Origin of the sequence: Aeromonas sp. s11 (genome assembly GCF_040907945.1) — a bacterium.
Taxonomy (GTDB): Bacteria; Pseudomonadota; Gammaproteobacteria; order Enterobacterales; family Aeromonadaceae; genus Aeromonas; species Aeromonas veronii.
Window position 1 is genome coordinate 25,812 of sequence record NZ_JBFOCU010000029.1, and the last position, 17,329, is coordinate 43,140.

Sequence of the window (17,329 nt, forward strand, 5' to 3'; positions counted from 1 at the left end):
GTTGAGAATAATTACTATTTAATTCACTGTGACATGCGATCATCCCCTGATGAATAGGGATTATACGAATTTTCATGCTGCTCACCGGTCAACAGGAAGTGTGACACCTCTTCCCGGGTCTGGCTAAAGACCTGTTGCAACTGCTCCAGATCCGTCTCGCTCAGCACTTCGTTTTGTCGCAGGCGCCACTCCAGCTCGCCAGCCACCAATTGCAGACGGGACGCCGAGATATTGGCAGACACCCCTTTGAGGGTGTGCAGCAGCTTGCTGGCCACCTCGGGCTGCTGACGGCGCAGGGCGGAGCGGATCTCCCACAGATCGTCCTTGTGCTCCGACATGAACAGCTTGAACAGGATCTGCAACGCCTCCTTGTCCTGCTCCAGCCGCTTGAGTGCATCCTGCAGATCGAGGATCCCGATCATATCCGGCGGTTTCACCTCCATGATCCCCGCCTGCTCCACCCCTTGCGGCTTTACCCACTGCAGCAGGTTGTTGTAGAGATCCAGCTTGCTCACCGGCTTGGTGACATAGCCATTCATCCCCACCCCCAGGCAACGCTCCTTGTCACCGGGCATGGCACTGGCGGTGAGGGCAATGATGGGCACATCGTGTTTGTCGACCATCTTGCGGATCTGGCGGGTGGCATCGAGTCCGTCCAGCACCGGCATCTGCAAATCCATCAGGATCACGTCAAAAGGCTGCTCGGCGACCCGCTCCACCGCCTCCCGACCATTGCTGACCACACACACCACCGCATCGACGCGCCGCAGATACTCAATGATGAGCTGCTGATTGACCCGGTTGTCTTCCGCCAACAGCACTCGGGTACCCTGCAACAGGGATTTGAAGTGTTGCTGATCCCCCTGTGCCTCGGCCTTGCGCAGGTTGAGCTCGTAGGAGCTGCCGTTGAGCAGCTCGTCCACCTTGGCCAGCAGGGCATTTTCGGTCATCGGTTTGGGCAGAAAATGGGTCAGCCCCATGCTATCCATCCGGGCGTGTAGCCCCTCTCTGGCCCAGGCACTGATCATCAGGATGGGGATCCGCCGCCACTGGCTGTGCTGATACATCTCCAGCGCCAGATCGAGCCCATCCTCCTGACCCATGCGCCAGTCGAGGATCGCCAACCGCAGATTCGGTCCCTCTTCACGGAGCAGCTGACGGGCGCGGGAAAGGGAGTTAACCGGCAGCACTCGCACTCCCGCGCGAGTCAGAATGTCCCGGGCCAGATCCAGCACCAGTTCGTTGTCATCCATCACCATCACCAGCGGCTGGTTCTCGAAGAAGACTTTCCGTCCAGCCACGCCGTAGACCGCCTGCGCCATCGGGATATCGAACTTGAACAGAGAGCCGACGCCAGGCTTGCTCTCTACGGTGATCCGCCCCCCCATCAGCTCCACCAGCCGCTGGGAGATATTGAGCCCGAGCCCCGAGCCGCCATATTTGCGGGTATTGCCCGCCTCCAGCTGGGTAAACGCCTGAAACAGTTGGGTCTGCTTCTCTTCGGCAATGCCGATGCCGGTATCGCGCACACTGAAGCGGATCCGCATTGGGTGAGGATTGGCCAGCTCGATGCAGACTTCGACTTCACCGCGTTCGGTAAACTTGATGGCGTTGTTCACCAGATTGACCAGCACTTGTCCCAATCGCAAGGGATCCCCACGCAAGAAGACCGGCACCTCCGGTGACTTGCGAATAACCACTTCCACGTGTTTGCGCTCCGCCAGATCGGCAAACATGCCCGCCAGCGAATCGAGCTGCTCACTGAGATCGAAGTCGATCTCCTCCAACGTCAGCTTGCCGGACTCCACCTTGGTCAAATCAAGGATGTCGTTGATCAGCAGCAGCAGGGTATCGGATGAGGATTTGATCTTGCCCAGATAGTCCCGCTGTTGTTGATCCAATTCGGTCTGCAGTGCCAGCGAGCTAAAACCTATGATGGCATTCATGGGGGTGCGGATCTCGTGGCTCATGTTGGCCAGAAAATCGCTTTTGGCCTGGGCCAGCAAGCCGGTCTGGCGCGACAACTCGCTCAGCTTCTGATTGCGGCGCCACAGGGTGAAGGCCACCAGCGCAAAGCAGATCAAAGCCCCGCACAGCACCATCAGATAGAAGCGGTTCATCAAAGAGGAGGCGCGCTCCAGCTTGTCGAGTTTCCAGCGCACCAGACTCTCGATCACATGCATGTCGATGAGCTGGTAACGCAAGGTGTGATAGGCAATCACCTGCTGGCTCATCTCCTTGCTCAGGCGGATCAGGGTAGCGATCTCCGGCAAGTTGCCATAACGGGATTGCAACTGCTGTTGCAGCTGGTCCAGCGTAGTCTGTTCACGTTTGTCCCAACTGCGCTGCAGATAGTTGCTCAGTTGCGCCAGCTCCTCCAGGTCGCGATGAAGCGCACTGTCTGACGGGCTTATCCCCCGCACCTTTTTAATCTGGGCCTGCAGGGGCGCATTGAGGTACTCGATAGCCATCTCAATGGCATGAAGCCTGGCCAGCGCCATCAGATAGGTGTCCATGTCCTCAAGCAGTGCCTGGGAGAGATCGTCTTGCACCAGCTCGGGATCGCTTCTGACTTCCCGTACAAAACCGTCAAGGGTGATGGATAACTGGTTCAGGCGCTGCTGGACATTGCTGTCATTGGCCTGCTCCCGCCCAAGCAGATAGAGGGTATCGGCGTTAATCCGGTTCAGCACCACCTCGGCCGCTTCGTTCAGGTTGTGGGCCTGCTGTTGCTGACGGAGCGACTGCCAGCAGTAGCCCGAAAAGGCAAGCAGCAGGGCAACAATCAGCCCTGGCACAGCACGGTTTTTCCGTGATCCTTTATTCATCCCGTCTCGACTCTCATCTGGTGGTCGCTGAATTATCCGGTCAGGCAATGAACCCTGGGGGAATTATCCACTCCCGCTGGGCACTGTGTTACCGTTATTGCTCTGATATTTCGCTATTGTTTCGCGATTGCTTCATTCTGGCTTCTCATCATATCCCCGGCCAGAGCTGATTTAGAAGGAACCAATTATGTCATTTATCACTACTTATTGTAGCCACTGCTTTACCAGGAACCGCCTGCCCGTTACCCATATCGATACATCTGCCAAATGCGGGCGCTGCAAAGCCCTCCTGTTCAGCCAGACCCCTTGCCTCGGGAATGCGGATAACTTCGATACCCTGATCAACTCAGATATCCCGGTCGTGGTCGATTTCTGGGCCAGCTGGTGCGGCCCCTGCCAGCAGTTTGCTCCGGTATTTCATGAGGTTGCCCATGAACTCGAACCACGGATGCGCTTTGTCAAAGTCGATACCGAGCAGCAGAGCACCATTGCCGCCCGTTACGCCATTCGCAGCATCCCCACCCTGATGGTCTTCAAACAGGGCAAACTGGTGAACCAGATAAATGGCTCCTTGCCCAAGAACATGTTCAAGCAGTGGCTGGAACAGTTCATGGATGTTTGATTTATATTTCGCACATGTTTTATTTATGTGTTCATTTCCTCATTTTTATCAATGAGTATGTGAGTAGAGGCTGATTTTCAACATGTGAGTCTGTTTCAAACAAGTGAATGGATGTAATCTCGGCAACACAAAAACAACCATAAATTAACCGAGAGAACATTATGCACACATCAGCTGTACCCTCTGCTCCATCTCGCTGGCTGGACATCAAATCAGGGATCGTCATCCTGGATGTCTTGCTACTTTGTGCCATGCTCGCCTGGCTCCCGTTTGACCCCATGGTCAACAAGGGGCTGGGCATTCTGGTCTTTATTGCCATCCTCTGGCTGACCGAAGCGCTGCACGTCACCATCACCGCGCTGCTGGTACCCCTGCTGGCTACCGTGCTCGGGGTGTTTGACATGAGCAAATCCCTCACCGATTTTGCCAACCCGATCCTGTTCCTCTTTTTTGGCGGTTTCGCCCTCGCGGCAGCCCTCTCAAAACAGGGACTGGATACCCTGATGGCAGGCAAGGTGATGCACCTGGCCAATGGTCATCTGGGTTGGGGCGTCATCCTGCTCTTTACCATCACAGCCGCCATGTCGATGTGGATCAGCAACACCGCTACCACCGCCATGATGCTGCCACTGGCGATCGGTATGCTGGCACGCCTCGATAGCAAAAAAGAGCGCGCCACCTTCGTCTTCGTATTGCTGGGGATCGCCTACAGCGCCAGTATCGGTGGCATCGGCACCCTAGTGGGTAGCCCACCCAACGCCATCGCAGCCGCCCAGATGGGGATTGGCTTCACTGACTGGATGAAATTCGGTGTTCCAGTAGTGCTGATCCTGATGCCCTGCGGCATTGCCCTGCTCTATCTGGTAACCCGCCCGCGTCTCAGCCACCGCGTCGAGATCCAGGATGTCACCATCAACTGGACACGCGAGCGTAAAGTGACGCTGGCAATCTTCCTGACCACCGTTGTGCTCTGGATCGGCTCACAACCCATCTCCAACGCCTTTGGCGGTATTCCGCAACTCGACACCCTGATTGCCATGGGCGCCATCGTAGCCATCGTGGTCAGCCGTGTCGCCAGCTGGGATGACGTCAACCAGAACACCGACTGGGGCGTGCTGATGCTGTTTGGCGGCGGTCTGACCCTGAGCGCCATTCTCAAGGCCACTGGTACCAGCGCCTTCCTGGCCAGCCATCTGTCGGCCGTGCTCTCCAACGCCAACATTTTTGTCGTGTTGCTTATGCTGGCCGCCTTCGTGGTGTTCCTGACCGAGCTGGTCTCCAACACCGCCACCGCCGCACTGTTGGTTCCCCTGTTTGCCGGTGTCGCCGAGGCACTGGGTGTATCACCTGTGGTGATGTCTGTGTTAATCGCTATCGGTGCCTCCTGTGCCTTTATGCTGCCAGTCGCCACGCCGCCCAATGCCATCGTCTTTGCCAGTGGCCACATCCGCCAGAGGGAGATGATGAAAGCCGGTATGGCTCTGAACGTGGTCTTTACCGTGTTGCTCGCCCTGCTGGCCTACTTCGTTGGCGATATCCTCTGATCCACCTCCCCCCCAATAAACAAAAACCCCCGCATTGCGGGGGTTTTCTCATTTATGAATCCGATTAGCCGATGTTGCAGGCCTTCAGATCCCAGATCCGATCCACATAGTCCTGAATAGAGCGGTCGGAGTTGAACTTGCCCATGGTGGCCGAGTTGATGATGGCCTTCTTCGCCCACAGTGCCGGATCCCGATACCAGGTATCGATCAGCTTGTGTGCATCCGAGTAGGACTGGAAGTCCGCCAGGGTCAGGTAAGGGTCTCCCCCTTCCAGCAAGGAGCGCTTGATGGAAGCCAGCTCACCCGGACGACCAGGCGTAAAGTAGTCGGTATCAAACCAGTCCAGCACGGCTTTGAGCTCGGAGTTGGCATAGTAGAAGTCGTACGGGTTGTAACCACGCGCCTTCAGCGACTTCACTTCGTCCACGTTCAGACCGAAGATGGCACAGTTTTCGGCACCCGCCTCTTCAGCGATCTCGATGTTGGCCCCATCCAGCGTCCCGATGGTGATTGCACCGTTGAGTGCCATCTTCATGTTGCCGGTACCGGATGCTTCATAACCTGCAGTGGAGATCTGCTCGGAGACATCTGCTGCCGGGATCAGCTTCTCGGCCAGACTCACGCGATAGTTCGGCATGAACACCACTTTCAGCTTGCCCTGGATACGAGCATCGTTATTGACCCGATCCGCCAGCTTGTTGATGGCATAGATGATGTCTTTGGCCAGCTTGTAACCGGGCGCCGCTTTGGAGCCGAAGATAAACACGCGCGGATGCATGTCATAGTCCGGGTTGGCCAGCAGACGACGATAGAGTGCCATGATGTGAATGAGGTTCAGTTGCTGGCGCTTGTACTCATGCAGACGCTTGATCTGAACGTCAAAGATCGCCTCGGCACTGACATCGATACCGGTTTCGTCTTTGATGACCCTGACCAGCTTCTCTTTGTTGTGACGCTTGATGGTCATGAACTGCTGCTGGAACGCCTTGTCGTCGGCAAACTTCACCACGCCACGCAGTTTGTCCAGTTGCAGCGGCCACTCCTTGCCCACTACTTCGTTGTAGAGGCCAGCCAGTTCCGGGTTGCACGCCAGCAGCCAGCGACGCGGGGTCACCCCGTTGGTCACGTTGCACATTTTTTCCGGCCACAGCTCGGCATACTCGGGGAAGAGATCTTCCTTCACCAGCTTGGAGTGGATCTCGGCCACACCGTTCACTTTGGACGAACCAATCACGCACAGGTTGCCCATGCGAACCTTGCGCACATCTCCCTCTTCGATGATGGAGAGCTTGGCTTTGATAGCATCGTTGCCCGGCCACTTGGGCTCCACCAACTCGTTCAGGAAGCGGGCGTTGATCTCGTAAATCACCTCCAGATGGCGAGGCAGTACTTTCTCGAACAGGCTGACCGACCACTTCTCCAGCGCTTCCGGCAGCAGAGTGTGGTTGGTATAAGAGAAGACCTGATAGCAGATAGCCCAAGCGGCATCCCAGTTCAGATCTTCCTCGTCAACCAGCACCCGCATCAGTTCCGGGATGGCGACAGTCGGGTGAGTATCGTTAAGCTGAATGGCAATTTGCGCGGCAAAGTTGCTGAAGTCACTGCCATGGACCCGCTTGTAGCGGCGCATGATGTCCTTGATGGAGCAAGCACAGAAGAAGTACTGCTGGATCAGACGCAGCTCTTTACCTGCATCGGTCTCATCGTTCGGATACAGCACCTTGGAGATGGTCTCGGCCTGGGCTTTCTCAGCCTGAGAGTCGATGTAACCACCGGCGTTGAACACGTCCCAGTCGAAAAACTCGGAGGCGCGGGATTCCCACAAACGCAGGATGTTGACGGTGTGACCGCCAAAACCGACCACCGGAATATCCCAAGGCACCCCTTTAATCTTGCGACCGGCGTGCCATACCTTCTTCAGGCCACCATTGTCACCAAACACGGTCTCGACGTAGCCATAGAGCGGCACTTCTTGCACCGACTCGGGGCGGCAGATCTCCCAGGGGTTGCCATATTCACGCCAGGAGTCCGGACGCTCGATCTGGCGGCCATCCTGGATTTCCTGACGGAACAGGCCGTGTTCGTAGTGGATACCGTAACCAACCGCCGGATAGTTCAGAGTGGCCAGCGAGTCGATAAAGCAGGCAGCCAGACGACCCAGGCCGCCGTTGCCAAGTGCCATGTCCGGCTCTTGTTCGCACAGGTCGGTCAGTTCCAGACCGAGTTCGCCCAGCGCCTCTTCGCAAGTCTTGTAGAGGGAGAGGTTGTGCAGGTTGTTGGAAGTCAATCGTCCCATCAGGAATTCAGCAGAGAGATAGTGAATCGCACGAGTATCTTTCTTGAAATGAGTCTGCTGAGTGCGGGTCAGGCGCTCGTACACCTGTTCATTGACAGCCGCAGCAGTGGCTTTCCACCACGCTTCGGGAGAGGCTTTCTGTTCGCTTGTTCCCAAGGTAGAACGCAGGTGACGCACGATACTCGCCTTGAGCTGATCTTTATCCAGTTGGAGATCCTGGTCTGTCTTCTTCTTGGTAGCCATAAACCATATTCCTTCGTTACAAATAAAATTGTTATCCCGCTTGCGGGACCGGCGCTGTTGTTATCTCAAAATATGTACCGGCGTGAGAATACTAACTAAAGCGGCAGAATTAAAAGTTAACGCAAGTCACACTTTAACCGATAAAAACAGCCTGAAAAGCTTGAAAACCCTTTCCTTTAATTGATCGCATCAAAACAAACATTCCCTTTATTATCATAAGCTTAATGAAACAATAAAAATATTCTGGCATGAATAGGTTTTCAGAGATTGCCAAGCCTTGAAAATCCCTGAAAATAGGCAGCAAGACGGCACATTGAAACCGGTTTCAATGTGCCTGAAAAATTACCGTATAAATATGAAGCAATCATTGCACCCTTAAAGATGTGCCTTGAACTGATTACTCAATGGATCGTAATGGTACCCAATCTGATCCAGACGTCCTGCCAACTGCTCTTCACTCATATCGTAATAGGCCAGCAACTCCTCCAACCCGTCACACTCAAGCCTTAGCTTCTCATTGATGATGCCCAGCAAGATGTTGGCATCAAGACGTTGCAAGGTACTGATATCCATGGCGGCACCTCCTGTAAATGACCTGTATAACCATGGGCGGTTACGCAAGGTTTGTCCATAGTACGAAAAACGCCCAGCAAGTTTTATATTAAATAACGTTTAAAAACATAACGTTACTAACGACACATGCCAACACCATCACATTTTTCAGCAAAAACATCTTGTCACTGCCACAGGATAGAACTACTGTATGCACATACAGCTTGGATATTCATACAGGAACCCCATATATGAACCAGCCCCTGCACTCACTGCCCTTTGCGATGAATCGTGTCATGAGCAAGCCCTGGCCAACCAGAACCGCCTGCAAAGCGGAGTTGGCTCATTATGGTGTGACTATCCAGTCTGATGATCAGTTTCTGAGCGAGCTGACAAAGCTTGGGGAGGCTCATACCGGCTGGATCTTGTTGATCGCCCCGCCGGGACGCCCCACAGTCAGCCGTCTGGAAGAGCGAGGTATCGATCCCAAGAGAGTGCTGGTGGTACATAGCCCCAAAATCAAGAACTGGCAGCAAACCCTGGAGCGCAGTCTGGGCAATGGTCACTGCGCCGCCGTATTTACCTGGCTACCCGAGCAGATAGAGCTGGATCACGTCAAGCTGCAGCGACTGGGACAGCAATCTGGCGTACTCACCCGCTTCTTTGGCGCGAAACGGACTAACCTCGGCACACCTCTGCTGGCCTATGCAGAGCAAGATATCTATCTCAATCATTAAGACAAAAAACGCACGCCTACGCAGGCTCTCCCGCGGGTCGCAGTGACAGAAGGGCGCAAACAATATGTGACCAGCGGCTTTATTTGAAAGACAAGCTTGCAACAGCCTGACGGTAGGCATCGGAGATCATTTGACCCTGCTTGCTGCAAGCAGACAAACATCAAAAGATGTAACGGATAAAGAAGCAGAAAATAAAACCTGAACTGGACAATCATGCAGCCCAAGTATTCAAACCTGCGGGACTTCCTGCCCACCAGCGAACCCGTTTGAGCAATATGATGAGGCTGAAAGTCATTGCATTCATTTGAGCTGGTCACGACAATTTGCCCACCGGAGTGACCCTCTCCTTGAAATACCGGGTAACAAGGGGTATAACCACGCGTTTTATCAGGTGTAATAAGTGAGCGGTATGATGCAAGCCCCCTTTTGGCAGACCAAGAGTCTGCAGCAGATGACTGAATCCGAATGGGAATCCCTCTGCGATGGTTGCGGAAAATGCTGCCTCAACAAGCTGATCGATGAAGATACCGACGAACTGGTTTTCACCAATGTCGCCTGCAATTTGCTTAACACCAAGACCTGTCAGTGCTCTGATTACGCCAATCGTTTCAAAAAAGAGCCTGACTGTCTGCAGATCACCCATGACAAGATCGCCGAATATGACTGGCTCCCCTCAACCTGCGCCTATCGTCTGCTGGCTGAGGGTGACGTTCTGCCAGAGTGGCATCCTCTGCTGACCGGCAGTCGCTCCGCGATGCATCAGGCAGGTCAATCCGTCCGTGGCAAGGTCATTCACGAGGATCAGGCGGGTGAATGGATCGATCACATCATCACCTGGGCCAGCTGACACGCTCAACCCGCTATTCTCCAGAGGCAAGGGCTGCACAATGTGCAGCCCTTGTTGTTTCTGCAAGCAGGGTTTGTAGCTTCACACATATCTGGCTGGCTAAACCAGCCCCCCTCCCAGCTGCGCATTGAGAGAGATAGAGGCAGAGGCAGAGGCAGAGGCAGAGGCAGAGGCAGAGGCAGAGGCAGAGGCAGAGGCAGAGGCAGAGAATGATTCCATAGTCACAGGCTTATGGGTATTGCTTGATACCCGCGATGGCGCCTCTGTTCACCCCTTAAACCTGATCAGCTGTTCCACGAGCCATAGCAACACTGATGCAATGGCAGGCAAAGCAACCGCCTATCCCCTTAGAGCGCTAATAAAGCATAATCGCATTACAGACGGGGCCTAGGTCAATCCTGGTGAGCCCCTCCCCTTAATCCTCTTCGAATACCCAGTAACAACTGTTGTGGTTGCGATGGAACTGGAGGCGATTTACAGGGGATGATTACTCCCCCTGAATCGCACGCATAAAAAAACCGGCGCCTTGGCGCCGGTTTTTGCTCACTATGTCTCGATTACAGAGAAGCAGTGAAGGTACGGGTGATGACGTCTTGCTGTTGCTCTTTGGTCAAAGAGTTGAAGCGAACGGCATAACCGGATACGCGGATGGTCAACTGCGGATATTTCTCCGGGTTTTCCATGGCGTCCAGCAGCATTTCACGGTTCATCACGTTCACGTTCAGGTGCTGACCACCCTCTACGTTGGCTTCGTGGTGGAAGTAACCGTCCATCAGGCCAGCCAGGTTGGCTTTCTGGGCTTCCATATCTTTACCCAGTGCATTCGGTACGATGGAGAAGGTATAGGAGATACCATCTTTAGCGTAAGCGAACGGCAGCTTGGCTACGGAAGTCAGGGAAGCAACAGCACCTTTCTGGTCACGACCGTGCATCGGGTTGGCACCCGGGCCGAACGGAGCACCAGCACGACGGCCATCCGGGGTGTTACCGGTCTTCTTGCCATATACCACGTTGGAGGTGATGGTCAGAACAGACTGGGTAGCAACAGCACCACGGTAGGTGTTGAGCTTCTGAATCTTCTTCATGAAGCGCTCAACCAGGTCACAGGCGATATCATCGACGCGAGCGTCGTTGTTACCGAACTGCGGGTATTCGCCTTCGATTTCGAAGTCGATGGCAACGCCATCTTCGTCACGAATCGGCTTGACCTTGGCGTACTTGATGGCAGACAGGGAGTCCGCGGCTACGGACAGACCAGCGATACCACACGCCATGGTGCGATATACGTCACGGTCGTGCAGCGCCATCAGAGAGGCTTCGTAGCTGTACTTGTCGTGCATGTAGTGGATGATGTTCAGCGCAGCAACGTATTGCTTGGCCAGCCAATCCATGAAGTGGTCCAGACGATCCATTACGTCGTTGTAGTCGAGGTACTCGGACTTGACCATCTCGGTTTTCGGACCGACCTGGATCTTGAGCTTCTCGTCCATACCACCGTTGATTGCATACAGCATGGTTTTGGCCAGGTTGGCACGAGCACCGAAGAACTGCATCTGCTTACCAACGATCATCGGGGATACACAGCAAGCGATGGCGTAGTCATCGTTGTTGAAATCCGGACGCATCAGATCGTCGTTCTCGTACTGAACGGAAGAGGTCTCGATGGATACCTTGGCACAGTACTTTTTGAAACCGACCGGCAGCTTCTCGGACCACAGGATGGTCAGGTTCGGCTCAGGGGACGGGCCCATGGTGTACAGGGTGTTCAGCATACGGAAGCTGTTCTTGGTCACCAGAGTACGGCCGTCAACGCCCATACCAGCCAGGGTCTCGGTCGCCCACATCGGGTCGCCGGAGAACAGTGAATCGTATTCCGGAGTACGCAGGAAGCGAACCATACGCAGCTTCATGACCATGTGGTCCATCAGCTCCTGGGCTTCTTGCTCGGTGATCAGGCCTTTTTGCAGGTCACGCTCGATGTAGATATCCAGGAAGCTGGAGGTACGACCGAAGGACATGGCTGCACCGTTCTGGGACTTGACTGCCGCCAGGTAGGCGAAGTAGGTCCACTGTACGGCTTCTTTGGCGTTCTTGGCCGGTACGGAGATATCGCAACCGTACTTGGCAGCCATCACCTTCATCTGTGCCAGGGCACGGTGCTGCTCGGAGATCTCTTCGCGCAGACGGATGGTGGCTTCCAGGTTGACGCCGTTTTCCAGGTCAGCTTGCAGGGACTTGAACTGGGCCAGTTTGTCGGCCATCAGGAAGTCAACACCGTACAGAGCAACACGGCGGTAGTCACCGATGATACGGCCACGGCCGTAGGCATCCGGCAGACCGGTGATAACACCAGACTTACGGCAGTTCAGGATGTCTTTGGTGTAAACGTCAAACACGCCCTGGTTGTGAGTCTTGCGGTATTCGGTGAAGATCTTCTCGACCATCGGGTCCAGTTGACGACCGTACACTTCGCAAGAAGTTTTAACCATCTTGATACCGCCGTTGGCGATGATGGCGCGCTTCAGCGGCTTGTCAGTCTGCAGACCAACGATCTGCTCCAGGCTCTGATCGATATAACCGGCATCGTGTGCGGTAATGGTGGAGGGCAGGTCAGTATCAAAATCGACCGGCGCATGAGTGCGGTTTTCGATTTTGATCCCTTCCATGACCTTGTCCCACAGCTTGGTGGTCGCTTCGGTCGCGCCAGCCAGGAAGGACTCGTCACCTTCATACGGGGTGTAGTTCTTCTGGATGAAGTCACGGGTGTTGACAGAGGTCTGCCATTCACCGGCCGCGAAGCCTTCCCATGCTTTTTGGAACTGTTCGTTAAGTTCTGCCATTTTTCATTACCTCACACGGTATTGATGTAGTATCCCGCAATCATCCTTAATGATGACGACGGAAGATAAACCAGTAAGTCAGACCAACCATCACGCCACCACCGATGATATTGCCGATGGTCACGGGGATGAGGTTGTGTAGGACGAAGTTGGATACGGTCAGGTCAGCAAAGGTTGCCGGATCCTGGCCGATGGCCTGCCAAAATTCCGGACTAGCCACGCTGTGGATAGCGATACCAACCGGAATCATAAACATGTTTGCGATGCTGTGCTCGAAACCTGATGCAACGAACATGGCAACCGGCAGCAGCATAACCACTACCTTGTCAGTCGCGCTGCGGGCACCAAAAGCCATCCAGGCAGCAAGACATACCATCAGGTTACAGAGGATACCCAGCGCCACCGCTTCGAAGAAGGTGTGGTGAATTTTGTGTTGGGCCACTTTGAGGGCATTGAGGCCCCACTGACCATCTGCGGCCGTGTACTCTGCAGAAACGATGATCAGCGCCACCATCAGCAGACCGCCAATCAGGTTACCGAAGTAGACCAGCCCCCAGTTCTTGAGCAGCTGAGCCCAGCTGATGCGATTGGCAGCCTTGGCCACCAGCGTCAGGGTGGTGGAGGTGAACAGCTCGGCACCGAGCAGCACACAGAGAATAAGTCCGAGAGAGAAGCAGAGACCGCCCACCAACTTGGCCATACCCCAAGGCATGGAGCCGGTTCCGGTCGTCACTGTGATGTAGAAGATAAATGCGATGGCGATGAAAGCGCCTGCGGTGATGGCCAGTGGAATGACCTTGTATGCCGGCTTGGTAGCCTTGGCATAGGTGATGTCTTCAGCCAGTGCAGCGATGGCTTCGGGCTTGAGACAATCGAATGGAGATTCAGCTTTCAATTATTTTCTACCTGAATGTTTTGCCTGTTGAAATCATAACAAAGGGCCAAATAGCCAAAATTGACATTGATCAAGTTTATCAGAGTGCGAATGTAATTTTACTACAAATATTTTAGTGCGATGGCTACGCCACTTTACACCAGGTATCAGCTGAAACAGAAATATCACATTTTTAATGCAATGATTTTAAAGAATTTATTCTAGAGCATGGAAATGTGGCATTGGCAAGATATCTTTGCAGATCGACAGCACATCCCCTGCCCTGCCATCAACCCCCTTAGGGGTATTTTTTGTTTTTTATTTCATCTTTGAATAACAATCCCGTGCTTTGCCGCACGATAAACAGAAGGGGCCACACGGCCCCTTCCTTTACAGCAACAATCACGCCCAGTGATGGGCTCGCTTGGCCTTCTGCAGCTTCTCGTAGGCCGCCAGCAGCTTCTGGTGCAGCGGGAACTGGGAGAGCGACAGGTCGGCCGCCTCCAGACCGTGGAAGCGAGCTTCGCCACTGGCGTTGGCCCATGCCTGTGCCAGCGTCTCTTCACCATACATGCGAGTGAAGACGGCGCGATACTGCTCGGGGTCGCGCTCCTCGTCGAGGAACAACTCGACGCAGGCACGCAAAGCGCGGTAGTAGCTGGCACGCTCGGCAGTGAACACCGACTGGTTGAACTCCATGGTCCAGTCGATGAGATCCAGTGCGGTCTCCAGCTCACCGGCGGCCAGCGCCAGCATGGCTTTCAGCTCGCCAACGCGCAGGGTGTGCAGCGCGGTACCCTTGGCAGCGGCGATGCCCAGCAGCTCGCGTACACGGGTACGCTCGTCGTGCCCCTCTTCATCCAGTTGATCAAACAACGCCATATACTGCTCGGCATCCCAATCAAGTGATGGCAGCGCCAGGATCACTTCGCGCAGGTTGGCGCCCATATTGTTGTTGGCCAGCAGCAGATCTTCGGCCGGATAGATGTCGGACATGCCCGGCACCAGAATGCGGCAGGCGTAGACACCCAGATGCTCGTAGTCGGCGATATAGACCGGCTGCTCCAGCTCGTGGAAGATGCCGATCAGGTGATCGAACTCCTCCTGCGAGGTGCCACGGAAGTCCCAATCGGCAAACTCGAAGTCCGCATCCTGCTTGAACATATCCCAGCTGATAAGGCCCGAGGAGTCGATGAAGTGGGTCTCGAGGTTGTGGTGATCCGCCACCTGCTCGTTATCGAATGACGGTGGCACGAATACGTCGAGATCCTTGAGACCACGGCCCTGCAGCAGCTCGGTGACGGTACGCTCGAAGGCCACTTCGAAGCGCGGGTGGGCACCGAAGGAGGCAAAGCAGGTGCCATTGCTCGGGTTGAGCAGCACCACGCAGATGACCGGATAGCGTCCCCCCAGAGAGGCATCGAAGCTGTAAATGGGGAAGCCTTCCGCTTCGAGCGCCGCGATGGAGGCTGCAATTCCCGGATAACGGGCAATCACCTCGTCCGGGATCAGCGGCAGACTGATGGCCTCGGCGATGATCTTGTTCTTCACGTGGCGCTCGAACACCTCGGAGAGCGCTTGAGTGCGCGCTTCGGTCTTGGTGTTGCCAGCGCTCATGCCGTTGGAGACATAGAGGTTGCCGATGATGTTCATCGGGATGTAGACGGTCTCGTGATCGGACTGACGCTCGAACGGCAGCGCGACGATACCGCGCTCTTCGTTGTTTGACTGCAGATCCACCAGCATGTCGGCGGTCACTTCACCGTCCGGGTTGTAGAACTTGCGGGTGAAGCTGTCTAGCAGACCGGCCGGGAACTGGTCACCCTCGATGGGGAACCACTTTTCGTTCGGGTAGTGAACGAAATCGCCGTTGGCGACCTGCTCGCCCAGATAGAAGTCGGCGAAGAAGTAGTTGGTGGAGAGACGCTCGAAATATTCGCCAAGGGCAGACGCGAGGGCCGCCTTCTTGCTGGCACCCTTGCCGTTGGTAAAGCAGAGGGCGCACTCTTTGTCGCGAATATGCACCGACCAGACGTTCGGCACGGGGTTGAGCCAGGAGGCCTCTTCGATATCAAACCCTAAGGCTTGCAGCTTGGTCTGGAAGCGTTCGATGGAGTCTTCCAGCGCCGCGTCCTTGCCGGGAATAAAAGTGTGGTCAGTCATCACGATATCCTGATTTTTATTGGCTCATGTTCGGCCGCAGATAATAGCAGGGGTCGGCGGCTTTGGCAGGACAAAAATCAGTAAACAGGGATGAGTCGCACGGTGAGAAACCGGCTTGCCCCCGCTCCCCCGCCACAAACAGCGCGGGCCCGGGGATTGCCCGGGCCCGCTGGTTACGCGACGCGATAAACCGTCAGAGCTGCTTGCCCTGGCTCGCAATCACCTGGCTGTACCAGTGGAAGCTCGCCTTCTTGATCCGGCGAAGGGAGCCCCCCTGCTCGTCACGCTCCACATAGACGAAGCCGTAGCGCTTCTGATAGCCGTTGAGCCAGCTCAGGATGTCGGTGAACGACCAGGCGCAGTAGCCGAGCAATTCCACCCCATCCTGCATCGCCTCTTGGCACGCCTTGACGTGGCTGCGCAGGTAATCGATGCGGTACGCATCGTTCACCTTGTCGCCCACCTCCAGCTTGTCGAACTCGCCAAGGCCGTTCTCGGTGATCATCAGCGGCAGACCATAGCGGGAAGAGAGGCGACGCAGGGCGATGCGCATCCCGGTCGGGTCGATGGCCCAGTCCCAGTTGCTGGTCTCAAGGTGCGGATTGGGTGCCGTCTTGTAGAGGCCGGGGATGCCGCTGGACGGGGTAGTGCCCTTCTTGCCGGTGGTGTTGATCCGCTGCAGGGTCTGACCGCCCAAGGGGTTATCTGTGTAGGTCAGGGTGTAGTAGTAGTTGACGCCGATGTAGTCGGGCGTCCCCTCTCGCAGCAACTCCATATCGCCCGGCAGGATCTCCGGCGCCTCGCCGTTTTCTCGCAAGTAAGCGAGCGCCGCCTGGGGATAGCGGCCAAAGCAGTAGGCATCCAGCCACCAGAGGTTGTTGAACTCCTCGGCGTTCTCATAGGCCAGCATATCTTTCGGGTCGCACGACGCCGGATAGGCAGGGGAGTAGGCAAAACTCGGGCCGATGAGGCCATTTGGCACATACTGGCGAAACGCCTTGATCACTCGGGCATTGGCCAGAAACGCGATGTGGTTGGCGGCAAAGAAGCGCTTGCGATCCTGCACGGCAGGCGGATGGGTGCCGAGCTGATAGGCGTTGGTCAGGTTGTAGTTCTGCTCGTTAAGCGACACCCAGTACTTCACCTTGCCGGCAAAACGCTGATAGAGGGTCACGCAGTAGCGCTCGAAATCCTCGATAATGCGTCGGTCTTCCCAGCCGCCGTACTCATCTTGCAGCGCCTGCGGCAGATCCCAGTGATAAAGGGTCAGTACCGGTTCGATCTGGTGGGCCAAGAGGGTATCGATCAGCTTCTCGTAGAAGGCCAGCCCCGCCTCGTTCACCTCCCCCCGACCGGTGGGGTAGATGCGCGGCCAGCTCACCGAGAAGCGGTAGGCCTTGAGCCCCATCTCGGCCATCAGCGCCACGTCCTCTTCCATGCGGTGGTAGTGCTCCACCGCCACATCGCCGTTGCTCCCCTCAAAGGTCTTGCCCGGCAGCTTGGTGAAGAGATCCCACACCGAGGGCCCCTTGCCATCGGCATTCCAGCCCCCCTCCACCTGATAGGCAGCGGAGGCGGCGCCCCACAGAAAATCGCTCGGGAAGTCGTTGAACTTGTGGTGATGCATCTGGTGTTGCTCCTTCTGCGCTGATGGTGTCAGCCATCTCTGATAACTCGGCGCCCCCTGTCGGGGCGCCCGAAATGAATTGGCATAAGCATCCATCACTTCTAAAATTCCGTCCAATGACAAATTTGACCACTCAACATTCCCAACAGGAATGAA

11 protein-coding genes are annotated in these 17,329 nt (G+C 55.5%); 4 read left to right on the plus strand and 7 right to left on the minus strand.

Annotation, left to right across the window (positions count from 1 at the left end):
• Positions 1 to 23: 23 nt before the first annotated feature.
• The gene (locus AB5Y84_RS09120; protein ID WP_368176804.1) at positions 24 to 2,828 is read right to left on the minus strand and encodes a response regulator; all 2,805 of its coding nucleotides are present in this window, start codon (positions 2,826 to 2,828) and stop codon (positions 24 to 26) included.
• Between the two features lie 187 nt (positions 2,829 to 3,015).
• On the opposite strand from AB5Y84_RS09120, the gene trxC reads away from it, so the two are divergent.
• Together trxC and AB5Y84_RS09130 are read left to right on the plus strand one after the other, a co-directional pair.
• Positions 3,016 to 3,450: a thioredoxin TrxC gene (gene trxC, locus AB5Y84_RS09125; RefSeq protein ID WP_139471756.1), complete on the plus strand. Its 435-nt coding sequence runs from the start codon at positions 3,016 to 3,018 to the stop codon at positions 3,448 to 3,450.
• A 161-nt stretch (positions 3,451 to 3,611) separates the two neighbouring features.
• Positions 3,612 to 4,994: a DASS family sodium-coupled anion symporter gene (locus AB5Y84_RS09130; protein WP_005333606.1), complete on the plus strand. Its 1,383-nt coding sequence runs from the start codon at positions 3,612 to 3,614 to the stop codon at positions 4,992 to 4,994.
• A gap of 64 nt (positions 4,995 to 5,058) precedes the next feature.
• Here AB5Y84_RS09130 and AB5Y84_RS09135 read toward each other — a convergent pair whose 3' ends face one another.
• Positions 5,059 to 7,533: a glycogen/starch/alpha-glucan phosphorylase gene (locus AB5Y84_RS09135; protein WP_100645704.1), complete on the minus strand. Its 2,475-nt coding sequence runs from the start codon at positions 7,531 to 7,533 to the stop codon at positions 5,059 to 5,061.
• A gap of 375 nt (positions 7,534 to 7,908) precedes the next feature.
• Positions 7,909 to 8,106 carry a DUF4250 domain-containing protein gene (locus tag AB5Y84_RS09140; protein WP_005333612.1) on the minus strand — a complete coding sequence of 66 codons (198 nt, stop codon included), beginning with the start codon at positions 8,104 to 8,106 and terminating at the stop codon, positions 7,909 to 7,911.
• Between the two features lie 230 nt (positions 8,107 to 8,336).
• Between AB5Y84_RS09140 and AB5Y84_RS09145 the strand changes: the two genes are divergently transcribed.
• Both AB5Y84_RS09145 and AB5Y84_RS09150 read left to right on the plus strand, forming a co-directional pair.
• Positions 8,337 to 8,822: a cell division inhibitor gene (locus AB5Y84_RS09145; RefSeq protein ID WP_005333614.1), complete on the plus strand. Its 486-nt coding sequence runs from the start codon at positions 8,337 to 8,339 to the stop codon at positions 8,820 to 8,822.
• A gap of 412 nt (positions 8,823 to 9,234) precedes the next feature.
• Positions 9,235 to 9,669 carry a YcgN family cysteine cluster protein gene (locus tag AB5Y84_RS09150; RefSeq protein ID WP_005346158.1) on the plus strand — a complete coding sequence of 145 codons (435 nt, stop codon included), beginning with the start codon at positions 9,235 to 9,237 and terminating at the stop codon, positions 9,667 to 9,669.
• Positions 9,670 to 10,226: 557 nt separating this feature from the next.
• Here AB5Y84_RS09150 and pflB read toward each other — a convergent pair.
• The 4 genes from pflB to AB5Y84_RS09170 all read right to left on the minus strand — a co-directional run bounded on the left by pflB (position 10,227) and on the right by AB5Y84_RS09170 (position 17,173).
• Positions 10,227 to 12,509 (minus strand): formate C-acetyltransferase, encoded by a 2,283-nt coding sequence (pflB, locus tag AB5Y84_RS09155; protein WP_005333618.1) that lies wholly within the window; start codon positions 12,507 to 12,509, stop codon positions 10,227 to 10,229.
• A 46-nt stretch (positions 12,510 to 12,555) separates the two neighbouring features.
• Positions 12,556 to 13,404 (minus strand): formate transporter FocA, encoded by an 849-nt coding sequence (gene focA, locus AB5Y84_RS09160; RefSeq protein ID WP_005333620.1) that lies wholly within the window; start codon positions 13,402 to 13,404, stop codon positions 12,556 to 12,558.
• A 381-nt stretch (positions 13,405 to 13,785) separates the two neighbouring features.
• Positions 13,786 to 15,546, minus strand: a complete 1,761-nt coding sequence (ycaO, locus tag AB5Y84_RS09165; RefSeq protein WP_257724991.1) for a 30S ribosomal protein S12 methylthiotransferase accessory factor YcaO — start codon at positions 15,544 to 15,546, stop codon at positions 13,786 to 13,788.
• A 193-nt stretch (positions 15,547 to 15,739) separates the two neighbouring features.
• Positions 15,740 to 17,173, minus strand: a complete 1,434-nt coding sequence (locus AB5Y84_RS09170) for a glycoside hydrolase family 1 protein (protein ID WP_368176805.1) — start codon at positions 17,171 to 17,173, stop codon at positions 15,740 to 15,742.
• Between the last annotated feature and the right edge of the window lie 156 nt (positions 17,174 to 17,329).